The sequence below is a fragment of the Peribacillus simplex genome (genome assembly GCF_001578185.1).
Classification (GTDB): Bacteria; Bacillota; Bacilli; order Bacillales; family DSM-1321; genus Peribacillus; species Peribacillus simplex_A.
In genome coordinates, this window is record NZ_CP011008.1 from 2186538 (window position 1) to 2211273 (window position 24736).

The 24736-nt window shown below is 37.9% G+C and carries 23 protein-coding genes, 4 pseudogenes and 2 riboswitches; of the genes and pseudogenes, 19 read left to right on the forward strand and 8 right to left on the reverse strand.

What is annotated here, in order from left to right:
• Positions 1-179: 179 nt before the first annotated feature.
• From UP17_RS28715 to UP17_RS10265, 5 genes and pseudogenes are all read left to right on the forward strand, one after another.
• Positions 180-416, forward strand: a pseudogene (locus tag UP17_RS28715) (hypothetical protein); the annotation flags it as partial.
• A gap of 209 nt (positions 417-625) precedes the next feature.
• Positions 626-853, forward strand: coding sequence for a hypothetical protein (locus tag UP17_RS10250; protein ID WP_081108786.1), 228 nt, complete (start codon positions 626-628; stop codon positions 851-853).
• A gap of 356 nt (positions 854-1209) precedes the next feature.
• Positions 1210-2784 (forward strand): spore germination protein, encoded by a 1575-nt coding sequence (locus tag UP17_RS10255; RefSeq protein ID WP_061466053.1) that lies wholly within the window; start codon positions 1210-1212, stop codon positions 2782-2784.
• A gap of 10 nt (positions 2785-2794) precedes the next feature.
• Positions 2795-3895: a GerAB/ArcD/ProY family transporter gene (locus UP17_RS10260; RefSeq protein ID WP_061462920.1), complete on the forward strand. Its 1101-nt coding sequence runs from the start codon at positions 2795-2797 to the stop codon at positions 3893-3895.
• Positions 3892-5001 (forward strand): Ger(x)C family spore germination protein, encoded by a 1110-nt coding sequence (locus UP17_RS10265; RefSeq protein ID WP_061462921.1) that lies wholly within the window; start codon positions 3892-3894, stop codon positions 4999-5001. The genes UP17_RS10260 and UP17_RS10265 overlap by 4 nt, the downstream gene beginning before the upstream one ends.
• A gap of 737 nt (positions 5002-5738) precedes the next feature.
• Here UP17_RS10265 and UP17_RS29510 read toward each other — a convergent pair.
• Positions 5739-5942 (reverse strand): annotated as a pseudogene (locus tag UP17_RS29510) (tyrosine-type recombinase/integrase); the annotation flags it as partial.
• Positions 5943-6604: 662 nt separating this feature from the next.
• Here UP17_RS29510 and UP17_RS10270 point away from each other — a divergent pair.
• From UP17_RS10270 to UP17_RS26370, 10 genes and pseudogenes are all read left to right on the forward strand, one after another.
• A complete protein-coding gene (locus UP17_RS10270; protein WP_061462922.1) occupies positions 6605-7717 on the forward strand; it encodes an ABC transporter substrate-binding protein in 1113 nt (370 codons plus the stop codon).
• 129 nt (positions 7718-7846) lie between these two features.
• Entirely contained in the window at positions 7847-8524 is a 678-nt protein-coding gene (locus UP17_RS10275; protein ID WP_349817595.1) for an alkaline phosphatase family protein, read from the forward strand.
• A gap of 126 nt (positions 8525-8650) precedes the next feature.
• Positions 8651-9505 carry an ABC transporter permease gene (locus UP17_RS10280; RefSeq protein ID WP_061466054.1) on the forward strand — a complete coding sequence of 285 codons (855 nt, stop codon included), beginning with the start codon at positions 8651-8653 and terminating at the stop codon, positions 9503-9505.
• A complete protein-coding gene (locus UP17_RS10285; RefSeq protein WP_061462923.1) occupies positions 9502-10374 on the forward strand; it encodes an ABC transporter permease in 873 nt (290 codons plus the stop codon). Before UP17_RS10280 ends, UP17_RS10285 begins: the two co-directional genes overlap by 4 nt.
• The gene (locus UP17_RS10290) at positions 10374-11387 is read left to right on the forward strand and encodes an ABC transporter ATP-binding protein (protein ID WP_061462924.1); all 1014 of its coding nucleotides are present in this window, start codon (positions 10374-10376) and stop codon (positions 11385-11387) included. Before UP17_RS10285 ends, UP17_RS10290 begins: the two co-directional genes overlap by 1 nt.
• A 27-nt stretch (positions 11388-11414) precedes the next feature.
• Positions 11415-12197: a DeoR/GlpR family DNA-binding transcription regulator gene (locus UP17_RS10295; RefSeq protein WP_061462925.1), complete on the forward strand. Its 783-nt coding sequence runs from the start codon at positions 11415-11417 to the stop codon at positions 12195-12197.
• A 133-nt stretch (positions 12198-12330) separates the two neighbouring features.
• Complete coding sequence (locus UP17_RS10300) at positions 12331-13203, forward strand: Cof-type HAD-IIB family hydrolase (RefSeq protein ID WP_061462926.1); 873 nt, start codon at positions 12331-12333, stop codon at positions 13201-13203.
• 29 nt (positions 13204-13232) lie between these two features.
• The gene (locus tag UP17_RS10305; protein ID WP_061462927.1) at positions 13233-13562 is read left to right on the forward strand and encodes a DMT family transporter; all 330 of its coding nucleotides are present in this window, start codon (positions 13233-13235) and stop codon (positions 13560-13562) included.
• A 39-nt stretch (positions 13563-13601) separates the two neighbouring features.
• Positions 13602-13922: a DMT family transporter gene (locus tag UP17_RS10310; RefSeq protein WP_061462928.1), complete on the forward strand. Its 321-nt coding sequence runs from the start codon at positions 13602-13604 to the stop codon at positions 13920-13922.
• A gap of 68 nt (positions 13923-13990) precedes the next feature.
• Positions 13991-14595, forward strand: a pseudogene (locus UP17_RS26370) (D-serine ammonia-lyase); the annotation flags it as partial.
• A 14-nt stretch (positions 14596-14609) separates the two neighbouring features.
• On the opposite strand, the pseudogene UP17_RS10325 reads toward UP17_RS26370, so the two are convergent.
• The 3 genes and pseudogenes from UP17_RS10325 to UP17_RS10335 all read right to left on the reverse strand — a co-directional run.
• A pseudogene (locus UP17_RS10325) lies at positions 14610-14926 on the reverse strand (transposase); the annotation flags it as partial.
• 420 nt (positions 14927-15346) lie between these two features.
• Positions 15347-15892, reverse strand: a complete 546-nt coding sequence (locus UP17_RS10330) for a chromate transporter (protein WP_349817596.1) — start codon at positions 15890-15892, stop codon at positions 15347-15349.
• A 71-nt stretch (positions 15893-15963) separates the two neighbouring features.
• Positions 15964-16593 carry a chromate transporter gene (locus UP17_RS10335; RefSeq protein WP_250211789.1) on the reverse strand — a complete coding sequence of 210 codons (630 nt, stop codon included), beginning with the start codon at positions 16591-16593 and terminating at the stop codon, positions 15964-15966.
• A gap of 241 nt (positions 16594-16834) precedes the next feature.
• Between UP17_RS10335 and UP17_RS10340 the strand changes: the two genes are divergently transcribed.
• The 3 genes from UP17_RS10340 to UP17_RS10350 all read left to right on the forward strand — a co-directional run bounded on the left by UP17_RS10340 (position 16835) and on the right by UP17_RS10350 (position 20657).
• Positions 16835-17713: a LysR family transcriptional regulator gene (locus tag UP17_RS10340; protein WP_061462933.1), complete on the forward strand. Its 879-nt coding sequence runs from the start codon at positions 16835-16837 to the stop codon at positions 17711-17713.
• A 1089-nt stretch (positions 17714-18802) separates the two neighbouring features.
• Positions 18803-20230: an alanine/glycine:cation symporter family protein gene (locus UP17_RS10345; RefSeq protein WP_061462934.1), complete on the forward strand. Its 1428-nt coding sequence runs from the start codon at positions 18803-18805 to the stop codon at positions 20228-20230.
• A gap of 205 nt (positions 20231-20435) precedes the next feature.
• On the forward strand, positions 20436-20657 hold the full coding sequence (locus tag UP17_RS10350) for a YozQ family protein (protein WP_061462935.1): 222 nt from the start codon (positions 20436-20438) through the stop codon (positions 20655-20657).
• A 107-nt stretch (positions 20658-20764) separates the two neighbouring features.
• On the opposite strand, the gene UP17_RS10355 is transcribed toward UP17_RS10350, so the two are convergent.
• From UP17_RS10355 to UP17_RS10370, 4 genes are read right to left on the reverse strand one after another with little or no spacing between them, the layout of a single operon-like run.
• Complete coding sequence (locus UP17_RS10355; protein WP_061462936.1) at positions 20765-21610, reverse strand: energy-coupling factor ABC transporter ATP-binding protein; 846 nt, start codon at positions 21608-21610, stop codon at positions 20765-20767.
• A gap of 18 nt (positions 21611-21628) precedes the next feature.
• Positions 21629-22351, reverse strand: a complete 723-nt coding sequence (cbiQ, locus tag UP17_RS10360; protein WP_284149570.1) for a cobalt ECF transporter T component CbiQ — start codon at positions 22349-22351, stop codon at positions 21629-21631.
• Between the two features lie 40 nt (positions 22352-22391).
• The gene (locus UP17_RS10365) at positions 22392-22703 is read right to left on the reverse strand and encodes an energy-coupling factor ABC transporter substrate-binding protein (protein WP_061462938.1); all 312 of its coding nucleotides are present in this window, start codon (positions 22701-22703) and stop codon (positions 22392-22394) included.
• A gap of 1 nt (position 22704) precedes the next feature.
• A complete protein-coding gene (locus tag UP17_RS10370; protein ID WP_061462939.1) occupies positions 22705-23448 on the reverse strand; it encodes an energy-coupling factor ABC transporter permease in 744 nt (247 codons plus the stop codon).
• A 178-nt stretch (positions 23449-23626) separates the two neighbouring features.
• Positions 23627-23824: riboswitch (cobalamin riboswitch) on the reverse strand.
• 202 nt (positions 23825-24026) lie between these two features.
• Positions 24027-24216, forward strand: a riboswitch (cobalamin riboswitch).
• 151 nt (positions 24217-24367) lie between these two features.
• Here UP17_RS10370 and UP17_RS10375 point away from each other — a divergent pair.
• Positions 24368-24736, forward strand: coding sequence for a (2Fe-2S) ferredoxin domain-containing protein (locus UP17_RS10375; protein WP_061462940.1), 369 nt, complete (start codon positions 24368-24370; stop codon positions 24734-24736).

Sequence of the window (24736 nt, forward strand, 5' to 3'; positions counted from 1 at the left end):
ATATGTACGGAGTACCAGATTTCTTGAACAAAAGGGCACCGACCCTTGCTTTTTATTCAAAAAGGCGTATTTAGCATATATGGAAAAAGAAGAACTCATTAATTTAATATCAGAAAAAATGAAACTTGTCCGAACATGATTTTGTTCAGTTAATTGTTTGTAAAAATGGTGGTACGCCTAAAGAAAAAACAATGGATGGTAAGATATGGTGGAAAGAAATCGAGTATAGAGGGGATTTTCGTTTGCAACAAAATTTGATTATTAACCATTACCGTATATTGGATCAATATGATTATCGTTGGCATAGTTCTTTTAATATGGCTCTTTTCGTAAAGATTGTTGTTTTTAAAACGAAACTATTTAAGGTTGAATGGAGCGGAAGTGCGAGACTCCTGCGGGAGCAACGGGACAGGTGAGACCCCACAGGCGTTTACGCCGAGGAGGCTCACCGCCCGCCCCGCGGAAAGCGAGCATCTGGAGGGGAAATCAACCACAACTCACTACCTGGTAAATAGCAACAAAGTATGTGAAAACAGCCTTTAATAAAGAAGAGAGTTTAAGTCGTTTAAATGAATTACAGTAGGTGGGGACATCGAGAAAGACAAAGGTATAGGGATGGGGATATATGAAGAATAAGATTTTATTTACAGTATTGATAATCAGTATAGGGATTAATTTGTTTTTATTTGGAAGATGGTTTATTTTTGAAAAAGCGTATGAACCGTCCGAAAGTGAACAGGCTATTTTAAGAAAAATGGTGCAGAAAACAGTTGAGAGTAAAGAGTTTAAAAAGTTAGCAGAAAAAGAGAATATTATTGCTATTGATGCAAACATGGATAAAAATAAAGGTTGAATGTTCCCCTACTATTTTGGAGTATGTGTCCGTACTGATATACAAACCTATCTGTTTGCTTGCAGTAATGAACAATACTCTGAAATGGAAAGCGCAGTAACGACTTATTCCATATATCAAGACGAAGAACCCCGAATTCCATTTAAAAAATAGAGAAAAGCCAAAAAATAACTGAAATAAAAGAAAGCCTACTTCCTTACATAACAAGGATCCTAGGCTTTCTTTATTCTTATAGGTGTTTAATTTACAATTTTGAAGTTAAACTCCATTTTGTTCCAAACTGGTGAACGTTTTACTTGCTTCCGTCATAGTCTAATTTTTTTACAGCATAGAGTATATTTCTTCTTATGGGAGAAATGATAAATCTGAGAGAAAGGGGGGCGTTTCATATTTTTTTCTCCGGTTTATTTAAAAGGAAACGTTATTCTAAATACCAGCAAACAAACCAAAATGTTCATTCAGAAAAACTTAGTTCGATAGATCATTATCCGCTGTATCCTGATTTATCGATGAATATACAAGTACTTCAGCAGATGTTTCACCATGCTCCGGATCTGGTGATTCGCCACTTCGAATTCGCCGGAAAGGGAACAAAGGCAGCTTTAGTATACGTAGATGGTTTAACAGATAAAAATTCAATAAGCAGAAATGTTCTAAGTGCCATGACGCAATCCTCTTTCGACCCAAAGAATGGATTGCCAACAACTGTAGGGGATGTTGAAGAAGTCCATTCATGGAAATCCATTGAAAATGCACTTTTTGCAGGTGACAGCGCCTTATTCATCCAAGGGGAAACTAAAGCGTTTCTTTTGGATACAAAAGGATGGCCACAAAGAGCGATTGAAGATCCGAAGTTAGAAACATCACTGAAAGGTGCCCACCAGGGATTTGTAGAGACCGGAAGTCAGAATGTAGCAATGTTGCGAAGGTATATTCCTAACCGAGAATTGATCATAAAGGAACTTACAGTGGGTGTTCGCGGAAAGTCAAAGGTCTTTATCGTTTATTTGGGAGATGTTGCTAGTGAAGAAGTACTGCAGGAACTTGAAGACAGAATCAAACAAATTCAAATGGACGTGATAATTAATACTGGTGAACTATCTGAACTCATTGAAGATAACCCATATTCCCCGTTTCCTCAGTTTATATTAACCGAGAGGCCGGACGCAACAGCTTCACAAATTCTTCAAGGTCGATTTGCCGTTATCGTCGATCGCTCGCCATCTGTTTTAATTGCTCCGGTAACATTAATGTCTTTTCTTCAGAGTATTGATGATTACAGCACACGCTGGTTAGCTGCATCATTGATACGGTTGTTGCGCTTTTTCGCTTTTATGATCACATTATTTCTACCTTCAACATATGTAGCTGTCATATCCTATAATTACGAAGTCATTCCTTTAAAGCTTTTTTTATCCATAGCCGAATCACGGGTGGTTGTTCCCTTTCCGCCAATCATAGAAGCACTCCTGATGGAAGTTACCATTGAAATGATGAGAGAAGCAGGCGTTCGTCTTCCGGCTCCAATAGGCCAAACGGTTGGAATTGTGGGAGGAATTGTGATCGGACAGGCAGCTGTTCAGGCAGGTATAGTAAGCAATATTATGGTGATTATCGTTTCTGCAACGGCAATCGGCTCATTTATAATTCCAAATTATGACATGGGGACGGCTATCCGAATGCTGCGATTTCCAATGATGTTATTAGCAGTCATGTTTGGAAGTGTCGGAATCATGATTGGTGCCATGACGTTGATTGCCCATTTAATTAGTCTTGAATCGCTGGGAACTCCGTATGCAAGCCCATTAGCTCCTTTCCGGTTTGCAGATATGAAGGACTCATTTATTCGTTTCCCTTTATGGAAAATGATTACAAGGCCAAAAAGTGTAAGGAACATTCAATCCAATCGTCAGGGAAAGCCTAAAAGATAAGGTGAGGAAAATGAAAAAATACACTCATAATGAAATCACCATCCTGCAATATACTTTTTTAATTGTTGGGACCCAAATAGGGGTCGGTTTTTTGTCGCTTCCTAGAGTTATTGCCGAAAAGGGTGGAACAGACGGCTGGATGGGCCTCATCATTGGTTGGATATTAAGTGTTGCTGCCAGTATTATTATGGTGAAAACGGCTGAGAGGTACCCAAATGACACGCTTTACGATCTTCTTATCCGATTTTTTGGAAAAATACTAGGTAAAGTGGCTATTTTCATTATTCTTGGATACACTTTAAGCTTTTCTTTGATCATATTTATTAACACTTTTCTTTTTATAAAAGCATGGTTTCTTCCCAATACACCTGATTACTTAATTGTGTTGTTATTTTCAATCCCGGTATTATTTATAGTCAGGAATGGTCTCCGTGTTATTGGAAGATATAATGAATTGATTTTCTATATGACGATGTGGCTCCCGGTAGTTCTTTTGCTTCCATTAAAAGATGGAAGTCTCTTGAATTTACTTCCATTGTTTAAAGTTGGTTGGAAGTCAATTTCAGCTACCCTGCCGCCGATCATTTATTCGTTCCTAGGGTTTGAGCTTGTCTTTTTCTTTTATCCTTTCTTAAAGAAAAAGCAATATGCCATTCATGGAATTATTATTGCCAACACCTTATCGATGTTCTTTTATCTCTTTGTAACCATTAGCTGTTTTGTGTTCTTTAGTCCGGATAGCATTACCGATTTTAATCAGCCTGTCCTAAGTATGCTCAAAGTGATTGAATTCCCGTTTATTGAGCGTCTTGACGTGGTTATATTGAATATTTTGATCCTTTTTTCCTCAAGAGCCTGGATCTTGTACATGTACTGTACAGTCTTTAGTTTCAGTCAATTAATGAATAAGCAGGATCATAGTTCATATGTGCCCGTTTTGTTAGGTTTACTCGTCGTGGCCACATTTTTTGTTCAACCAACATGGATACAAGTAACAACCTGGCAAAAATGGGCTTCGAATGCCGGGATTGCGGTAGCATATGTGTTTCCCGTTTTTTTATGGATTTACAGTTGGGGATATGAGAAATTTTCACGGAGGAGATTTTCATGAGCCGAAAAATAGGATTGTGTCTTTTAATCCTTGTAATGATACTCTCTGGATGTATGGATGCTACACCAATAGAGGAAGTTAGCGTCTCACTTATTTTAGGCCTCGATTTAGATGAAGAGGATAATTTATTAGTGTATATGTCAAGCCCGATATTTAGTAAAGAGGCAAAAGAAAAGGAAGAAGTGTATGAAGTTAAATCATATACCCTCCGACATTCAAGAGAAAAATTTGATGCGAGGGTAATAGGATTAACATCAGGAAGTAAAACGCAATTGTTTTTGGTGGGAAAACGACTGCTTAAAAAGAAGGATTGGTTTGACTATCTCGATCCTTTCTTCAGAGATCCTAAAAATACAGTAACCGCAGGTGTTGTCGCTGTAGATGGATCTGTTGCAGATGTTATTTTCAATAAACCAACCGATAAACCGCGGCTATCTCTATATTTAACAAGTTTAATTGATGCTGCCTCCAAGAGAAATATTGTGAAAGACACGTCCCTCCAGGATTTCCACAGACAAATGAAGGACAAAGGGAGAACGGCGTGGATCACCCAAATCAAAAAGAAAAAAAGAATCGAGCTAACAGGCTCCGCATTGCTAGCTCAGTCCGGCCAATATAAAATAACAATAACACCTGATGAAAATCAATTATTAAATATTTTAGATGGTAATCAAAAAGGTGATTATTCCATAACCATTCCTGTTTCTATGGAATCCGCCAATAAAGGCAAACAATACATCAGCTTCGCCATTTCAGATTTGAAAGTAAAGAAGAAAGTAAAGTTCAATGGACGCTTTGTATTTGATATAAATGTAGATTTACAAATCTCGATTTCCGAACAACTCTTTCCATTCGATGTCCAAAAAGATTATGCAAAGCTAGAAAAAATCATTACAAATGAGCTTGAGAATGAAACCAATCAATTAATTCAAAAAATACAAAAGGCTCAAATTGACCCTTTAGGGCTTGGTCTGTATGCAAGAGCTTACTCTTATCAAGAGTGGAAAAAAGTACAAGAAGACTGGGGGAACACTCTGGCAAAATCAAAAATAAACATACATGTAAAAACAAAAATTAAGGGCATAGGATCAACGAATCATAAATAGGACAAAAGCTTTCATAATGGGGATGCTGAGAACCGATACCGGTTTCTCCCTTTTAGGGATTAAATTTGCAAGCTTTTTTTGACAAAGGCCATGCTTGATTTAGAATGAGGTAGCATAAGACTGTAATAAGCATTATTGATTGCACCTAAAGGGCGAAAGGGTGAAGAGGCTTACAAACGATTTCTTGTTTCGGAGGCTACAAAAACTTGCTTAATGAAGAAGATTATTTATATATATAAAGATCAAAGAAGCTTAGGCTCTTTGATTTTTATTAATGTTTAAGGCTCTTTTCGTAAAGATTTTTGTTTTTAAAACGAAACTATTTAAGATTGATTGGAGCGGAAGTGCGAGACTCCTGCGGGAGCAGCGGGACAGTTGAGACCCCACGCGTTTACGCCGAGGAGGCTCACCGCCCGCACCAAGGAAAGCGAGCATCTGGAGGGGAAATCAACCACGACTCACTACCTGGTAAATAGCAACAAAGTATGTGAAAACAGCCATGTTTAAATACTTCATCGTAATACCAGACCCTTTAATTTGTCCTCGGCTTTGTCCTCGTGTAATTTTAAAGTTATTAAAGATTATTGGTGAGGAATTTTTAGAAAGTGTTTATATGATAAGATTTTTTAGCCCTGTTTTCTTTGATTATGATGTAATCATCGCCTAGAACCTTTGGTATCACTGGATTTTGGAGTAAGATGAGAGTGGAATGCTAACATTTTGCTAACTTTCACTATTTAGAAAAGACCTTTCATAAGTTCACTGAACTTATGAAGGGTCTTTTCTTCAATATTTTTTGTCATATGTGCGTAGATGTTCATTGTTGTATTTACGTCTGAATGTCCTAATCTCTCTCATATCTAACTTTATACCTGCACCACTTCAATGAGAAGAGATGTGTGGGTATGTCTAAAACTGTGTGGAGTGATGTGCTTTTTCAATCTTCATATGCTTAATTTGTTCGATTGTAATAAGTTTTTGTGATTCTTAGTTTTTTATGAAGTCAAGGGTTGACCACTTTAGAGCAAGAATTTCTTCCAAACGAACTCCCGTATACGCTAACTTGCAAAGGTAAGATAGTCAAAAGAAAGTCCATGTTCTTTAGCAATACATACTCGGTTAAAGATAATTTTAGTTTTTGTTTTTATAAGACGTTGTAAAATCTGGGAAAATAATTTGATATTGCATCTAAAAGAATCCTCCGTCAAATAAAGAGATTTAAACTTTGGGTCATTGGGAGGAAGTTTAGGCAACATTGTCACTTGTTGGAGGAGTTTTATCCTTATTAATGCACAATTTTAATATTACTGTAGCAAAATAAAGAGAACACACTTTAAATTAACTCTAGGCACGCTTAGCTTGTTGGGAATGTGGTAGGACCCCTATTATAGATTTGCTTTTACTTTACCCAATTTTCGTACTGTTGTTGAGGATTTTTTCTGGATGATTATGAAAATAAAAGCTGATGAATTTGACGAATAAAAAGTGGTTTTACAAAACCTTAATATTTGATTAATGTGGGATTAATATTATCGAACTATGATGAAACCGTAATAAAAAGTAATAAACATTAAAGATTCCACACTAAATGGAGGCCCTTTTTATGAATTACACATTCAAGAAGAACTGTTATAAGTCTATTCAAGCTGTGATGTTAGGAGTGAGTGTACTAGGATTATCTGCTTGTGGAGCGCCTGAAGAGCAGGCTGCTCCAGTTGTTAAAGATCCAAACTCACTAACCCTGAAAGATATTGAAACAAAGGCAAAAGAAGAGGGGACAATTAATAGTGTCGGTATGCCTGATTCATGGGCTAACTGGGGAGAAACGTGGAATGATGTGATGAAAAAATATACGTTGGAACACAGCGATACAGATTTATCCAGTGCCGAAGAGATTGCCAAAATGGAATCTGAAGGAGAGAATGCAACAGCTGATATCGGCGATGTAGGGATTTCCTTTGGGCCAATCGCGGAAAAAAAAGAATTAACGATGCCATATAAAACTTCCTATTGGGACGAGGTACCTGACTGGGCAAAAGATGACAATGGAGATTGGGTTGTTGGCTACCAAGGAACGATTGCATTCTTTACTAATAAAGAATTAGTAGATAACCCGCCAAAATCATGGGATGACATATTAAAAGGAGATTATAAAGTAACAGTTGGAGATGTTCAGCGTGGTACACAGAACCAAATGGCCGTTCTAGCTGCGGCTAAGGCTTACGGTGGTGATGAAACAAATATCCAACCAGGAATTGACTATTTTGCTAAGCTTGCCAAGCAAGGACGCCTTAGCTTAACTGATGCCAAGCCGGCTAACATCGAAAAAGGGGAAGTGGAAGTTGCCCTTGTTTGGGATTTCAATGCTCTAGGTTACGCTGACCAAATTAACCGCGATCAATTTGATGTAACCATTCCAAGTGAAGGTTCAGTCGTAAGCGGCTACGCAACTATTATTAACAAAAATGCAAAGCATCCGCATGCGGCGATGGCAACTAGAGAATATATCTTAAGCGATGAAGGACAAATTAACTTAGCTAAAGGATTTGCCCGTCCAATTCGCGATGTAGAACTACCGAAAGAAGTAGCTGAAAAAATGGTTCCAGAAGAACAGTACAAAAATGCAAAACCTATTGAAGATTACAAAGCTTGGGAAGAAACAGCAAAGAAATTACCACAGCTTTGGCAAGAAGAGGTGTTAGTCCATGTCAAATAAAGTAATAGCGATTATTGTTGATGGTATGAGATATGATAAAGCATGTGAGGCTCTTGAGTTGAAACAAATCAGGCAGCACTTTACAAAGTAAAGTCGGAGCTCCCAAGTCTTTCCCATCCATTATTTGAAGTGTTACTAACGGGTACACCGGCATCAGTGAACGGAATTACGTCCAATCAAGCCGTTCGCTTATCTACTGAGAAAAGTATCTTTCATCTTACGAAAGAAAACGGCTTAAGAAACGGAACGGTATCTTATAACTGGGTAAGCGAACTTTATAATCGCGCGCCATTCCATTTTATTGAAGATCGTGAGCAAGAGGGTGAGTCTAAGCCAATTCAATATGGAAAATTTTATTGGGATGATGACTTTCCAGACAGCCATGTGTTAATGGATGCAGAAGCTTTGCGCAGAAAGTATGACCCACACTTTTTATATATTCATCCGCTAGGTGTAGATGTAAAAGGAGAAATTTTCGGTTCGGAATCGAAAGAATATCGTGAACAAATCTTAAAAATGGGAAGCTTATTGGTACAACTTTTGCCAATTTGGATCAAAGAAGGTTACCACATTTTAATTACATATGATCATGGCATGAGTGAATATGGTAACCATGGCGGCATAACTGATGGTGAGCGTGATGTACCGCTCTCTATCATGAGTCCAAAAGTTGAACCTGGTGTTTACAGTGAAGTAGTTCTTCAATTAGCTTTTGCACCGCTCGTTTGTGAACTTTTAAATATTGAGCCGTCCAATAAAATGATTTCATATCAATTTCCAGGTTTGAAAGGAAAAAATACCCTTTAAAAAAGATACACTATTCAACATTAAAATGAAGAATGAAGGTTGACGGGAATTGGTTTAACGAACGGACTGTTAAACCAATTCCTGAATTTTCCCAAATTGTTAGAGAACAAAGAGGAGCGAGAAGTCTTGCGAAAAATAAAAAAACAAAAAATTTACTTATTAGCTCTTTTATTGCCATTTATTATGTTTGTGATTGGATTTGAAATAGGACCATTAGTGGCAATGATTAAAGACAGTTTTTATGCAGACGATGGAATTCAAGTTACGATTGATCAATATATCACCATATTTAAAAGTAAGTTTTACTTACAAGGTATTCAAAATAGCATTGTCATTTCCTTGTTTTCTGCCGTAACTTCTGTGTTTATAGCTGTCATTGCAGCCTATTCGATTACAAAGTTCTCACAAAAAATACAAAATCGCCTGCTGATGATTGCCAATATGACGTCGAACTTTGAGGGTATTCCCCTTTCATTTTCATTTATTATTTTACTTGGAAACAATGGGTTGTTTACGTTGCTTTTTTCAAAGATTGGTGGGGATGTGTTTGCGGATTTTAATTTATATTCATGGACAGGCCTCATTCTTGTTTATATATATTTTCAAATTCCGCTTGCTATTATGCTCATCTACCCGTCTTATCAAGGAATTAAGAAACAATGGAAAGAAGCTTCTTCATTATTAGGAGGATCAACATTATCATTTTGGCTTCACATTGGGATTCCAGTTCTTTTACCTAGTATTGTAGGTACATTCAGCATTTTGTTTGCTAATTCGATGGGAGCTTACGCTACTGCCTATGCATTAGTAGGCAGCAACTATAACTTATTGTCATTGCAAATTGCCTCTCTAGTTGCTAGTGACGTTGCATTAAAGCCGCAGCTAGGTAGTGCGATGGGAGTTCTTCTAGCAGCGACAATGATAGGGGCGATGTGGTTCAATGAACGAATGATGCGCCGCATTAGGAGGGATTTACGATGAAATCTTCATTGACTTTTCATAAAGTGATTGTTGGGTTACTAGTTATATATTTATTAATTCCGCTTGTAGGAACCTTTTTATTCTCGGTTGCCGGTAAATGGGATCATACCATTTTACCTGAGAGTTATACAATGGATTGGTATATTGAATTATTTCAAGATGAACGGTTTTATGATGCTTTTCGACGAACGCTGTTTTTAATTGTCATGTCTGTAGGTCTTAGTGTTGTTATTATGCTTCCGACTATCTTTATCATCACGGTATATTTCAGTAAATGGGAAGGGTTACTTCAAGCAGCAGCTATGCTTCCTTATGGAATTCCTCCCATTGTTGGAGCTGTCGGATTAATCAAGGTATATTCAGATGGACCGATTCAAATTGCCGGAACACCTTGGATTTTAATCGGTGCCTATTTCATAACGATTCTGCCATTTATGTATCAAGGTATTCGTAGCAGCCTTCGTACGATTAATGCTGTGCAGCTTGTTGATGCAGCTGAATTACTGGGTGCTACCAAATTCCAGTCGTTTCGCACAGTGGTGTTTCCAAATATTGTATCTGGTATTTTAGTGTCTACCTTATTATCAGTCGCTCTTTTATTTAGTGAGTTTGCTTTTGCCAATTTGCTTGTCGGGGGCCGATTTGAAACCATTCAAATTTATCTTGCCGATAAACTAAACAGCAGTGGTCACTTAACAAGTGCAATTGTTATTACTTATTATTCAATGATTTTACTTTTAACGGGGATTGTATTAAAACTTACGTTTAGAAACGAAAAAAATCCTGTCGTGTCAAATAAGAAGCGAATTCCTTCATTTTTAAAAAAACAACACTGTAATAAAAATACTGCTATAGAAGGTGAAAAGTAATGAGCTATGTAACCATCGATCAAGTGACTAAGGGGTATGAAAATCAAGTCGTTCTAAATGACATTTCTTTAACATTAAAAAAAGGAGAATTTGCTACACTTCTTGGGCAAAGCGGATGCGGGAAAAGTACATTATTACGTTCCATTGCGGGGCTTGAAGGTGTTGATGTAGGAAGAATCTTAATTGATGGAAAAGATATTACTAATTTATCACCGCGTCAGCGTGAAGTCGGTATGGTATTTCAGTCTTATGCGCTTTTCCCAAATATGAGCGTTTTTGACAATATCGCGTACGGCCTTAAAATGAAGAAGGTAAAAAATATTAAAACAAAAGTGAAAAATATGATTGATATGGTTGATTTAATAGGAAAAGAAGAGTCGTATCCTCATCAATTATCTGGTGGACAACAGCAGAGGGTTGCTCTTGCCCGTGCGCTTGTCATGGAGCCGAAAGTACTGCTTTTGGATGAGCCGTTAAGCGCATTGGATGCTAAAATTAGAAAAAGTTTGCAAAAAGAATTAAAGAGAATACAGAAAGAATTAGATATTACAACTATTTTTGTTACGCATGATCAGGAAGAAGCAATGACGATGTCTGACCGAATTTTTGTCATGAATAAAGGAAAAGTTGTACAATCCGGTTCTCCATCAGAAATTTATACTTCTCCAGCCAATACATTTGTTGCAAAATTTATCGGAAATTATAATGTTTGTAATATGGAAGTTTTCCATAAACTTGTTCGCAGCACAGAATTAAAAGGGAATGAAGTCGCGATTCGTCCTGAAGTTTTACAATTAGTTTCTGCTGGTGAGGATAGCTTGGATTTACAAGAGAACTGGGGAATTAAAGGGTTTATTAAAGATGTTTCCATGACAGGGAATGTTTTAAGATATGAAGTAGAAACAGATGAGTCCGCTTTCCTTGTAGACTATCTTCACCACCGAGGAAAAATGTTTGAACAAGGAGCACGCGTTAATATTGTTGTACCGAAGAAAGAATGCATTATTTTATAAATTATTAATGATTACGGGGGAAGGAATATGTCTGTTTTGCCAGAAGAAAGAAAGAATGAAATTTTAAAAGAACTTAACAAAATGGGAAAAGTTAAAGTAATGGAATTAGTTGATCAATTTAATGTTTCAGAGGAAACGATTCGACGCGATTTGATGATATTAGAGGAAAAAGGGCTTTTAAAGAGGGTTTACGGTGGAGCGATTAAAACAGTCTTTGAATTTGAGGAGCCTCCATTTAAACAGCGTACAACGGTGAATCAAGAAGCAAAAATTAAGGTTGGGAAAAAAGCAGTAGAACTCATTTCTAACGGAGATGTGATTGCCATTGATGTAGGGACAACCATGCTTGAATTTGCGCAGTGTATCGAAAATAAAGTAGACATTACGATTTTAACCAATTCTCTTCCTGTGTCGTCTATGTTAACCGAATTGCTCAATGAAAATAAGTTTACAGGACAAATTCTATTACTAGGCGGACAAATTGATCCAAAGCATCAATCTATAAGCGGCGGTCTCACTGAACAAATGTTAAATCAATTTAATATTGATAAAGCGTTCATTTCAGCTGGTGGTGTTTCTATTCAAAATGGGGTTAGTAATTATCATTTACATGAAACATTAGTTTCACGCAAGATGGTCGAGGTATCAAAGCAAGTTATATTGCTAACGGATTACTCTAAAATTGGTGTCGACACATTTAGTAAAGTTTGTCCTCTAGAAAAAGTCGATGTGATTGTCTGTGAGCAACCATTTCCAGAGGAATGGAGAAATCATTCAAAATTAGAGGAGATCAATTGGATTCAAGCATAGTCAATCCATAAAAGGACATATCGAGATGGATGAGGGAGTTCTCTCTCTTTTTTGATTGGATTTTTATTGAGAGCAGGTATCAAAGCTAGAAAGAGAATTTTAATAGATTGAATGAGAAAAGGGGCTATATAGCATGAGTTTCATTGCGATAGATTTAGACGGAACATTATTAAACGACCAGAATGAAATTAGTGATGAAAATATAAAGGCGATTCAATATGCCCAAGATAGAGGCTTTGAAGTAGTTATTTCAACAGGGCGGGCTTATTTTGATGTTCAAACAATTTGTGAAAAAGCCGGGATTTCCCCATTTGTAATCGGGACAAATGGCGCAACCATTCATTCCAAAAGCGGAAAGTGCATTTCTTCTATTACGATAACTAAAGATCGTGTCGAATCTATTCTCCAATGGTTAGATGAACGTAATTATTATTACGAAGTGTTTACTGATAAAGCCATTTATACTCTTAAAAAGGGAAGAGAACATTTCCATAATGAGATTAAAAGTTTGAAAAGCGCCGATTTGAATACAGATATGAAAGAATTAGTTGAAGTAGCGGAAAGGCAATTTGACCAGTTTGGATATGTTTTAGTTGAAAACTATCATGATATCTTAAAACAGGAGGAAGAATTCTATAACGTATTAGCATGTTCTTTTGATAAAAAGAAATTAGAGGAAGCATGGAACCAATTCAAACAGTTTGATGAGTTGATGGTTGTTTCATCTGCTGATCATAACATTGAAATTACTAGTAAAAGAGCTTCAAAAGGAATGGCCCTTGAAAAATTGGCTTTTTTGATGAATGGCTCCTTAGATCAGGCTATGGCAATCGGGGACAGCAACAATGATTTATCCATGTTCCAGAAAGTTGGATACAGCGTAGCGATGGGAAATGCGAAAGATGCCATAAAAGCTGTTTGTACAACGACAACCATGAAAAATGATGAGAACGGGGTAGCTTATGCGATTTATCGATATATGGAGAACTTCGTGGTTCAAAAATAAGTGTCAATGCCGAAGGAGCGAGCGATAAAATGGCATGGATATATATCATAATGGCAGGACTTTTGGAAATCGTCTGGGTGATCGGTCTTAAATATTCTCACGGATTCACCAAAATTATACCTAGTATAGTAACGGTAGTTATTATAATCTATAGTTTCTTTTTACTTTCAAAAGCTTTACATTCCATTCCCTTAGGAACTGGTTACGCCGTTTTTACTGGATTGGGAACGGTGGGAACAGTAGTAATTGGGATGCTTTTTTTGGGAGAGACCATTAATCCACTAAAAGTATTTTTTATGGCTTTAATGATATTGGGTATAATTGGAATAAAAACCAATCCAGCACAACCTAAACATTAAAGGAATTATATGATTTATACATGGTTAGGGGATGATTCAATGGCTTGGTTTTTTCTTCTTATTGCCGGATTTGCCGAGATTGGTAGTGTTATAAGCCTGAAACGTGCAGACGGGTTTAAAAAATTACTTCCCTCTGTAGCGTGTCTTTTTTTGGGGAGTTTAAGCTTTTATTTTCTTTCTTTGTCATTAACTTCTATTCCAGTGGGGACTGCCTATGCAATATGGACCAGTATCGGCTCTGTTGGAAGTGTTTTAGCAGGAATGATCTTCTTTAATGAACCTAAAAGTTTAAGATTAACCCTATTTATTATGTGTATTATTGCAGGGGCTGTAGGTATTAAAATGACTTCTGGACATTAAGGTCAGGGTTTTAAATGGCAATAAGTAGATAAAGGAAAAAGGTACGATACCTATGGAAGAGAAGAGTGATGAAAACAATTCAAGATTGGATAAAAGAATATCCTTTAATAAACGAGTTAGTTGCTACAAAGGATGTATTTTGGCCAAATCCTAAATATGAACCATTTCAAAAGGTACTTAAAAAGCGGCCACTTAATGAGAAAGATGTAAAAGATGCCGAGGAAAGGCTACAGCGTTTTGCTCTTTACATTGCTAAAGTTTTTCCTGAAACAAGAAAACTAAACGGAATCATTGAATCTCCTATTGTACCCATCCAGGCGATGCATCAACAGTTATCACACATGTATGAGCATCCATTAGAAGGACATTTTTGTTGAAATGTGACAGCCACCTTCCCATTTCAGGTTCCATTAAAGCACGCGGGGGCATTTACGAAGTGTTGAAACACGCAGAAGTATTAGCTCTTAAACATGGTTTATTGACGGTAGATGATGATTATTCGATCTTTGATAGTGAAAAATTTAGAAACTTCTTTTCACAATACTCAATTGCAGTAGGTTCTACAGGCAACCTAGGATTAAGTATAGGTATCATTAGTGCCAAGTTAGGTTTTAAAGTAACGGTCCATATGTCTGCTGATGAAAGGATATGGAAAAATCTTCTTAAAAGCAAAAAGGAGTAACGGTTACACATTGCTGATATCGAGTATTTATACTGATTATTCTTAATCACATTTACTTTCGTCCTATTATCAGCGCGGCTTACTTTAACATGTCATTTTCCATTTCGAGTTGCTTATTTCGCTTTCGGAGTTCCATGAGTTCCTTTTGTTCTTCGGTTAGATTGTCTTTTTCCTTAAAAGAACCCGAGTTCTGACTCTGACCCACCCACTTATCTAAAGAAGAAGGAGTCAGATAATCTTTTCTTAACTTCCCATTTTGGTACAGCTGCACCATCTGTTGTTTGAACACTTCGGTAAATGTTCGGCGTTCTCTTTTGGCCATGTAGATTCTCCTCAAATGTAGTATCTGTAGTCTACTTGCCCTTAAAAATTCTGTCCAACTAAGTGTAGGTAGCCTATTCAATCAATGTTTAGAAAGTAACAAAGTCGCTCCACATCTGAACTATAAATTCGAATTCTCCTGCTTGATATTTCTTTAATTTATGGAACCAACTTTTGCCCATCATCAAAATAACTGCCTAATTCAGGTCCATATTGATGAACGGCGGAAAATCCACGTTCCTCCTTCATTTCCACAAAATCACGAAACTCAGATTCTACCATCGCACCATTTTAAAAAATATGTCTGTTTGATAATGTTTCACTTGAACAAATATTTCGTTTCCATACCGATCAGTCAAATTTTCAGTATGTCCAAGATTTAGAGATTACATGGAAGTGTGTTGAACGGAAAAATGAGTCGTTATGAATAGAAAACAACACCAACTAATCCAGAAAGAATAAGGACATAAGCTGGATGCCATCGTAATTTCAATAAGGCAAATAATGATAATCCAAAAACAAGTAATAAGCTTATCGTATGCCATGAAAAGTTCATGGCTATCATATGATTGGAACTGGCAAAACTTATCGCTGCAAAAAGGATTAAACTAGTGACAATGGGTCTTAGTCCATAAAACATCGATTGAATAATTGGATAATGATTCAATTTGCTGAAGAAGGTGGCTATAACGATTATGACTATAATTGCAGGAAGCAGGATTCCGAGAGCAGATGATATGGCTCCTGCTAATCCAGCAGTCGAATAGCCAACGAGAATGGCACTATTGGTGGTGATAGGACCTGGGGACATGCCGGAAATGGCGATTACATCGGTAAATTGTTGCGTCGTCATCCAACCATGCTGTGAGACTTCAGATCCTATTACGGGAATCATGGCGTATCCCCCTCCAAACGATACAAATCCGATAATAAAGAAGGTGCTAAACAACTCCCACAATTCCATCATCCTTTATCCCACGCTTTCTTGAAAATTAGTTTAAACCGATAACAAGGAAATATCACCCACCATTCATGGACCTATATGCCTGCACCCATGAAATATTCGAAATCATTCTCTTCTTCTTTCCTTTCTTTTCGGTCCATGTTGATTTTGTAACCTAATTTCCTCTTAATAGAGATGGTCACAACACCTGCTATCGCGCCTGCTAATATAGCTAAAACAGGGTGAATGAAAAAAAGGATTGGGATCCCCACTATTAATATACCTAATGTTGATTTGTCAACAATAGCCGTTTTTCCTATCTTGATAGCCGCATAGGCGATGATGGCAACTATGGAAGCTCTAATCGATATGAATGCGGATTCTATCTTTGGATTATCCTGAATGAAAAAATACAAAATGCCGAGGAGCAGTACAATTAAAAAGGTAGGAAGTGTAACACCGATCATAGCCGCCATTGCGCCCTTCATTCCGGCAATTCGATGGCCGATAAAGGTGGCGGAGTTAACGGCGACAGCTCCCGGTACAGACTGAGATAATGCAAAAACATCCGTAACTTCTTCGCTTTTCAGCCATTTTCTCTTCTCCACTACTTCTTTTTCGATTAAAGGGATCATCGCAAACCCGCCTCCGAATGTGACAGGTGCTATTTTAAAAAAGGTCCAAAATAATTGGAGCAGTGTTTTCCATTGTCCTTTCATTGTCATCAGTCCCTTCCTATGCTGCTCTATATAAATCTTATTATTAACATATCAAAGAAAAAGGAATGGGTAAATTGCAACAAAATCATCGGGTATAACAAAACGTTATACCCAGAAGATTTATCCGTTTTATAGAATTGAATAGAATCACCTGTTCAAGGAAAATAGCGTTGTTTTTCCATTTCACCATTTACCTATATGATGCTATCATTTTATTAAACTATTTATAGACATGGAGGTCGGCGTCTTGAAATTAGAAAATCTAAAAGTGTTTTGTTTAGTGGTGGATGAAGGAAGCATAAGCCAGGCAGCGAGGTTAAGTTTCTTATCTCAACCGGCGGTAACAAGACAGATTCACCAATTGGAAAATTTTTATAACACTTTGTTATTTGACCGTGAGGAAGGGAGGCTAAGGGTGACAGAAGCAGGAAAGTTGTTATACCCTTTTGCAAAAGCTATGGTGAATGACTTCAACCATTCAAAAGAAGTGATTCAGCAATCAGTGGGCGAGTACAATTTAAACCTCATAGTAGGTGCATCCCTGACTATCGGCGAGTATTTATTGCCAAGCTTGCTGGGGAGATTTAAAAAACAGCAGCCTGAAATAAAAGTGACATTAACGATAAAAAATACCCCTCGAGTTCTGGAGGATTTATCAAACGATGTCATTGATTTGGCCTTGGTGGAAGGACTCGTGGATAACACCGATTTTATTGTAGAAAAGTTCGCAGATGACGAATTGATATTGGTTTGTCCACCCGACCACACATGGAGAGACAGAAAAGAAATCCAGGTAGAGGAATTGGGAAATGAAAGGATGATCTGGCGTGAATCCATTTCAGGGACACGACTTATCGTAGAAAACATGTTAAGGGAGCATGGGATTTTAGAAAAAATAGAAAACTACATGGAGATTGGAAGTACACAAGCGATAAAAAGTGCAGTCGAAGCTGGACTTGGAATCAGTATTCTGCCAAGGTTGTCATTGGCCAGGGAATTGGATCAAGGTTTTTTGCTGGAAGTCGGTATTTCCGGTATAAATATAACAAGAGATCTATGGCTAGTCAGAAAAAACAAGCGTTTTAATAAAATAGGTGTGTCTAATTTTGTGAATTTTCTTCAATAGATTACTGAAGCATCAGTCATTTTGCGGTCGCATGCGTTCCTATTCACATGATGTGCAGGTGTTTTTTAGGTTCTTGGTTAGTCAATCAGGATTTAATGACGAACCTTAGCATATCGATTATGAATAAAGCGGAAGTGATTGGAACTGTTATCACTGCTGTTCATATCAGTCAGTAGGAGCAAACATATAAATTGGTTTTGTGAATTCGATCCTATTTGCAGCTGGCTTACTTCTAATTTAAGAAATCGTGTTCTTAATCTTCGTTAAACCAGTTAAAGGGGTTCTCTTATTCAGGTGGACTATTAGTGCAATAGTAAAAAAACTTCTACAATATAAAATTTTTAGAGGTATTATATTTTAAATAAAAGCTTTTCTCATTCGAGAAGGGCATTATTTGTATTTGGATATTCAGCTTCCGCATCCTTTTAAGAATTGAATACAAAATTGGGCATTACATATTTTTCCCTATGAAAATCAAAGTTGATGTTCAAATTATACTGCAAACCAATTCCCTAATTTGATAATCATTCGTTAAATCCCTTGGCTTGACATAATCCCTACAAAGAGAATTATACCTAGATTGTTTACGATTACACTTTTTTTGAATTTCATACATTGAACCTCTTCTGCGATGTAGATGATAACTAAATTTCAGCACGGAATTTTTCTTATATTGGGAGTGGTTTAAGAAAAATGATATGAAGCCGATGTTTGCAAAAAAACCTTGCACGTTAGCCCTGAACAGAAGGTGAGAGGCTTTTTGGTGCTATATTAAAGTTTTTTGGATGATTTGGACGAAAAAGGGATTCTGCTGACGTCTGGAATGAACTAAAATAAAGTGGGGGAAGAAAGATTAATATCATAAAGAAGAATACTGAAATATTATATTTTTCTTTTGATTCCACCAATTCATGAATGAAAAAAAATGTGAGTTAGGATATAATATAATTATTGTATTGGAGATTCATTCGGGAATTTCCTTTTTTTTATGGGCTTTATTAGTTTATCTCCCTGAAGAACCGGGAAATAAATTATAGCTGTATATGTTTTTGTAATAATAATTAAAGTGAAGTAGAGGGGATTGTTTTAATGGGGATGTTAGAAAAATTTATTAGTGAGACAAATGATGTGTTATGGTCATCCATTTTGATCATCATGTTGATTGGATTGGGCCTTTATTTTTCCGTACGCACGAAGTTTGTCCAATTCAGGATGGTTGGGGAAATGTTCAGACTTTTGGGGGAAGGAGCCACGTCGGAAAAAAAGGGTGTGACATCCTTTCAGGCATTTTGCATAAGCACGGCTTCCAGGGTAGGAACGGGTAACCTTGCAGGTGTTGCCATCGCAATCACGATGGGCGGCCCAGGAGCCGTTTTCTGGATGTGGTTAATAGCATTGATCGGATCTGCTTCAGCTTTCATTGAAAGTACACTTGCTCAAATCTATAAGGTCAAGGATGGGGATGCATTCCGCGGAGGGCCTGCATATTATATGGAAAAAGCTTTGAACGCCCGATGGATGGGCATCACGTTCGCTGTGTTGATTTCGCTTACATTTGGACTTGCTTTCAACTCGGTTCAAGCCAATACGATTTCAAGCGCATTCAATGAATCTTTTGGAATCGAAAAGTGGGTTACGGGTCTCATTCTAGCTGCCGTCACAGCTGTCATCATTTTTGGCGGTATCAAAATGATTGCAAAGGTATCTGAAGTCATCGTCCCGATTATGGCAGGAGCCTATGTGATAGTGGCGTTGATTATCATCATCATGAATATTACCGAGTTACCGGGTGTTTTTGCTCTGATCTTTGAAAGTGCATTTAATGGAATAAAAGAAGTGGCTGGCGGAGTACTGGGTGCTGCCATGATGCAGGGAATCAAGCGTGGCCTATTTTCAAATGAAGCCGGGATGGGTAGTGCACCTAATGCTGGAGCGACGGCAGATGTAAGTCATCCCGTCAAACAAGGACTCATTCAGTCACTGGGTGTTTTTGTCGATACGCTCATCATTTGCAGTTCGACTGCCTTCATCATTTTGTTCTCAGGTCTATATACATCGAAAGAAACGGATGGAATCGTCCTTACCCAAAATGCACTTGGTACGGCATTGGGGTCTTGGGCTGGTATTTTCCTTGCCATTATCGTACTGTTATTCGCCTTCAGTTCCATTGTCGGCAACTATTATTATGGAGAGTCGAACATCGGCTTCATCAATGAAAATAAGGTTTGGTTAAACATCTATCGTATCGCAGTAGTAGGGATGGTGATATTCGGTTCGCTTGCCTCACTGAAATTTGTTTGGGGCCTAGCTGACTTGCTGATGGCACTCATGGCCATTATAAACCTGATCGCCATAGCCTTACTTGGGAAGATTGCTTTTGCTGCACTGGCGGATTATCAAAAGCAAAAGAAAAGTGGAAAAAATCCTGTTTTCCATGTGAACAATATTAAAGGTTTGAAGAATGTGGAATGTTGGGGAGACCCATCCGATGATGTGGATGTGTATAAGGAGAGCTAAGCTCTAATTAAGCTTATAGGTAGAGTCCTTGAGAAGGGATTTTACTGTAAGCTTTTTTTGTATGATCAATTGATTGAAAATAAGGCTTTTTCCTCTTTTTTCTTTCATGATTGAATATTGTTTTGTTTTTTACACAAAATACCTTTGTCTTTAGTACTGCTGTCAATCGATGGTTGGACAATTTGAAAACTAGGAGTGGAAAACTATGGATAGCAAGCAATCAAAAAATGAATCTTCAGAAATTGCTGGAAGAATATATGACGTCAGTGATTATAAACGGGAGGATGCTGTATCTTCGGGATTGGCTACAACCCACGAACAAGTCTCGGATACTTACGCGGAAGGCGAGATAAAAGCAGTCATTGATGATGTAAATGGAAAGGATATTGAGATTAAAAAAGAAGGAACTGAGGAAGAAAGGAAATGAAGTGATTTTTATTTTTTAGGAACAAGAATTATCGACTGATATTTTAAGTAAATATCGAATTAAACCCCTAGCTTATTGAATGATGAAATAAGCTAGGGGATATTTAATTAATAAATTCTTTCTCTCTCCATTTTTCGAAGTAACTCTTCCTTCGTTCTTGGGACAAGGTCCTTTTCTGCGGGTATCCTTGATTGAAGAAGGGCTTGAAACATTTCAAAAACCCACGGCTTCTCCAGGTGTGCCCTCATCAGAACGGCTTCATCATGAAAAACGGATACAGGGTCCCCTTGGTATATGACCTTACCATCGTTCATGACAACGACTTCATCAGCCCATTGATAGGCCAAATTAACATCATGGGTTGATAGAATTATCGTTTTGTCAGGATGGTGAATACTGTCCAGCAGAGACATGATCTGTCGCGAGAAATAAGGATCCAATCCAGCGGTAGGCTCGTCCAAGAGCCAGACATCGGGTTCCATGGCTAATACCCCTGCAATGGCGACACGTTTTTTTTGCCCTAAGCTCAAAAAATGGGTGGGTCTGTCCTTCAATTCCGTTACTTCCGTTTGAGCCATCGCCCATTGTACTTTCTCGTGGACTACGTTTCTTTCCCATCCTAAATTCATCGGTCCAAACGAAATATCCTGTTGCACATTAGCGGAAAAAAGCTGAGAATCGGGATCTTGAAAAACGATCCCGACTTGTTTTCTTAATGATAATAATGCTTTACGGTCATATTTAATTTTCTTGCCCTTATATCTGATAGTTCCTGATGTTGGTTGTAAAAGACCATTTAAATGGAGGAACAGAGTCGATTTGCCGGCTCCATTATTGCCTAATAATGCAATCTTTTTACCTTGTTGAATGGTTAGTGAAAGATCTTTGATAGCGAACGTTCCATCTGCGAATTGATGGGTGAGGCCCTCTATATTAAAAATATGCTCTTCCATTTTTGAACTGCCTCCAATTTACATATATCCATAAATAAAGATTAAGCTTCCTAGTATGATAATGGCGATCAGCCAATTGCGGGAGGAATAGGTGTAAGTATCATCGATATATGATAGGTTCTCCTGATATCCTCTTGCATTCATGGCCATCGTCAATTGCGCAGAGCGCTGGAATACTCCCAAAAATAATGATGAGATTAGTAACCCGAGAGATCGAATGCCTTGCCTTATCGAGCCATATCCAAGTCGTGAAGCTTGTGATAGGTGAATGGCCACAGCTGTATCTAAAAAAATAAAGATGAAGCGATAGGTCAATTCTATTAAATCGATCAATAAAGATGGCACTTTAAGTTTTCGCAGCACGGATAGAATGACGGTAATGGGTGTTGTTAAGGTTAAGAAATATAAACAGCTTATACTGCCAAATACGACAGTGATTAAATTGATCACTGTACCAATGCTGTCATCGCTGATGAATATTTGCCAGTTTCCGGCTTTCCAGGACCACCATATATTGGATATTGAAGTGGGTTTGCTTGTAAAAGAAAAAAGGATCGTAATTGTACCTGATAATATAAAGAACCCCGGTAGTAAGAGTAATTTCAGATAATAAGAAAGTGGGATTCTTGCCGCAAAAATGATTAAAGCACTCATCACCGTAAAAGTGATGAGCGAAACGGCCATATCCCTTACAGTTAAGGAAAAAAGCAAAAGGGAGAGTGCAAAAATCATTTTTTCCAACGGATGTTCATCCTTTAGCCCATTGAAATAGGCATATTTATCAATGAGTAACATGCTTGGATTCTTCGGGCATGGCTTGTTTGGCTTGCTTATTCCTTTGTCTCATTACGCCAATGAAATATCCAATGAAACCAGCTCCGATTGCAGCTTGAAGCGCAAATAATAAGCTTTCTGTTTCTGCACCTGGCGGCTCCCAAATACTGTTGAACCATGGCTTATATTCCGGATGGATTTTAGTGATGGCTTCTTCAGCTTCGCCATCTGCACCGCCAAATTCCGTTCCTTGTTGGGTGATTAACGGTATGGTTGCAAGAATGACGACCAGGAAAAGCAGCAGTAAACTTTTTTTCATATTACCGGGCCTCCTTAGATAAAACTCGCAGCAATTTCAATTCGCCTAGATTGTATTTTTTTAAGAAATTCATCACAACGACTGTCAATAATCCCTCGCTGATTGCCAAGGGAATTTGGGTCAGGGCAAAAATCCCTGCAAACTTAGTGAATGAGGCCATGAATCCCCCTACCTCGGATGGAAAAGCAAGAGCAAGTTGAACGGAAGTTACCACATAGGTTCCTAAATCTCCAAAAGCAGCTGCCAAGAAAACGGCAAGAGAAAAAGACCACCCCAATTTAGTTGCGCCCTTGAAGACAAAGTAAGAAATGAACGGTCCGCATACTGCCATGGAAAATGCATTGGCCCCTAATGTCGTCAACCCTCCGTGAGCCAGTAATACAGCTTGAAATAACAGTACGATGGAACCCACGACACTCATGGCCAATGGTCCGAATAATATGGAACCCAAACCAACTCCTGTAGGGTGTGAAGAACTTCCTGTAACGGAAGGAATCTTCAGGGCCGATAATATGAATACAAATGCTCCCGATAGGCCGAGTATCATTTTTGTTTCTGGGTTTTCCTTTACTTTGGACCTAATCGACCGGTAACCCAAGATTAAAAATGGAAGGATAATGGCCCACCAGAATATGGCCCATTCAATCGGTAAAAATCCCTCCATAATATGCATGGCCATAGCACGTTTTGGTACAAGAAGCAATAAAATGACAAAATAAAGAATTTTCCAATTGTCTTTTTTCATTCTTTCTCCTTTCAACACTTTTAATTTTTCTGGTCAAGGCTTTTAGAAGAAAAGCGGCGCCCAACATAAAAAGCACTTCTCTAAAAAAGAAAGAAGTGCGTAATGAACAGGAATTCCTCAGCATAAACCAACCACGGGCTATTCTGCCTGATCCGCACACCCATCCTCGTAGGCTGAAACAGTTTCACGCTTCATGGCAGGTCTCCTGGCTTTGGTTCATCATCCCATTACATCCTTCCCATCTCATTTGACAGTGGATTAACCTTAAGGCAATAGGACTTCCCTTTACAGTGGCGGGACCGCTCCGGATTTTCACCGGCTTCCCTTTTAAGCTGAATTTCCGAGAAAATTCAACACCATAAAACTTATGTAATTATTTTGAAAAATCTCGTATAGTTTATCATAAAGAAATAATTCCAGCTACACTCTCTTTTTTTTTTTTGGACTAATAACGCAGAGAAGCGAGGCATGGAGCTTGATTTACCCTATTAAACTTTTCTAAACAGTCGGAATAAACTTTGAATTTTGCTAAAGTTGTTATATGATAGATAAAGTTAGCTAGAAATGTATAATAAAACCAAATATTTCATTTTAAAAGTGCTCTTGTATGAATTATCAAGGGATAATAGGGAAATCGGTGTAAATCCGATGCAGCCCCCGCTACTGTAAACGCTGATGAAATTGTCGATGACCACTGGCTTAATGCCGGGAAGGGACAAAGTAAAATGAAGCGTAAGCCAGGAAACCTGCTTTTGAAATTGTATGATACTTTTCGGAGGGAAAGGTAGAAGGACTATGACGATTTTGGGAGATTCAGCATATTTGCCGAAGGCTCCTCATTCATATAGTTTTTTTAAAACCTTAACTCTTATGTTAAGGTTTTTTATTTTGCCTTTTCCCTGAACTCAGGAGGAAGAAGATGACTACTTGGAACTTGCAGGGTACTGATACGCATCTGTTGATTTGCAATGGAAGCAGTTGCATGAAAAAAGGCGGGGAAGAAGTAACCCAAGCGATTCGCGATGAAATTACTTCAAAGGGACTGGATATGAAAATCCATACTACCAGGACACGCTGTAACGGAAGATGTAAGGACGCCTGCGTGGTAATTGAGTATCCCCAAGGGAGATGGTATCGGGTGGATACCCCAGATTACGGTCGGAAGATTGTAAGTAATATCGATGATGGGGAGTTTGTACCACAGATGATCTACCAATTCAGTGATGGGGAAATGACCCCTAATCCGGATTTTCCTGCTCATACGGGTATTTCAAAGAACAAATCGTAA

What these genes read in the sequence shown, in the direction of transcription:
- UP17_RS10250 (WP_081108786.1), top strand. Translation starts at nt 626, where the DNA reads ATGAAGAATAAGATTTTATTTACAGTATTGATAATCAGTATAGGGATT.
- UP17_RS10255 (WP_061466053.1), top strand. Translation starts at nt 1,210, where the DNA reads ATGATAAATCTGAGAGAAAGGGGGGCGTTTCATATTTTTTTCTCCGGT.
- UP17_RS10260 (WP_061462920.1), top strand. Translation starts at nt 2,795, where the DNA reads ATGAAAAAATACACTCATAATGAAATCACCATCCTGCAATATACTTTT.
- UP17_RS10265 (WP_061462921.1), top strand. Translation starts at nt 3,892, where the DNA reads ATGAGCCGAAAAATAGGATTGTGTCTTTTAATCCTTGTAATGATACTC.
- UP17_RS10270 (WP_061462922.1), top strand. Translation starts at nt 6,605, where the DNA reads ATGAATTACACATTCAAGAAGAACTGTTATAAGTCTATTCAAGCTGTG.
- UP17_RS10285 (WP_061462923.1), top strand. Translation starts at nt 9,502, where the DNA reads ATGAAATCTTCATTGACTTTTCATAAAGTGATTGTTGGGTTACTAGTT.
- UP17_RS10290 (WP_061462924.1), top strand. Translation starts at nt 10,374, where the DNA reads ATGAGCTATGTAACCATCGATCAAGTGACTAAGGGGTATGAAAATCAA.
- UP17_RS10295 (WP_061462925.1), top strand. Translation starts at nt 11,415, where the DNA reads ATGTCTGTTTTGCCAGAAGAAAGAAAGAATGAAATTTTAAAAGAACTT.
- UP17_RS10300 (WP_061462926.1), top strand. Translation starts at nt 12,331, where the DNA reads ATGAGTTTCATTGCGATAGATTTAGACGGAACATTATTAAACGACCAG.
- UP17_RS10305 (WP_061462927.1), top strand. Translation starts at nt 13,233, where the DNA reads ATGGCATGGATATATATCATAATGGCAGGACTTTTGGAAATCGTCTGG.
- UP17_RS10310 (WP_061462928.1), top strand. Translation starts at nt 13,602, where the DNA reads ATGGCTTGGTTTTTTCTTCTTATTGCCGGATTTGCCGAGATTGGTAGT.
- UP17_RS10330 (WP_349817596.1), bottom strand. Translation starts at nt 15,892, where the DNA reads ATGATGGAATTGTGGGAGTTGTTTAGCACCTTCTTTATTATCGGATTT.
- UP17_RS10335 (WP_250211789.1), bottom strand. Translation starts at nt 16,593, where the DNA reads ATGACAATGAAAGGACAATGGAAAACACTGCTCCAATTATTTTGGACC.
- UP17_RS10345 (WP_061462934.1), top strand. Translation starts at nt 18,803, where the DNA reads ATGGGGATGTTAGAAAAATTTATTAGTGAGACAAATGATGTGTTATGG.
- UP17_RS10350 (WP_061462935.1), top strand. Translation starts at nt 20,436, where the DNA reads ATGGATAGCAAGCAATCAAAAAATGAATCTTCAGAAATTGCTGGAAGA.
- UP17_RS10355 (WP_061462936.1), bottom strand. Translation starts at nt 21,610, where the DNA reads ATGGAAGAGCATATTTTTAATATAGAGGGCCTCACCCATCAATTCGCA.
- UP17_RS10365 (WP_061462938.1), bottom strand. Translation starts at nt 22,703, where the DNA reads ATGAAAAAAAGTTTACTGCTGCTTTTCCTGGTCGTCATTCTTGCAACC.
- UP17_RS10370 (WP_061462939.1), bottom strand. Translation starts at nt 23,448, where the DNA reads ATGAAAAAAGACAATTGGAAAATTCTTTATTTTGTCATTTTATTGCTT.
- UP17_RS10375 (WP_061462940.1), top strand. Translation starts at nt 24,368, where the DNA reads ATGACTACTTGGAACTTGCAGGGTACTGATACGCATCTGTTGATTTGC.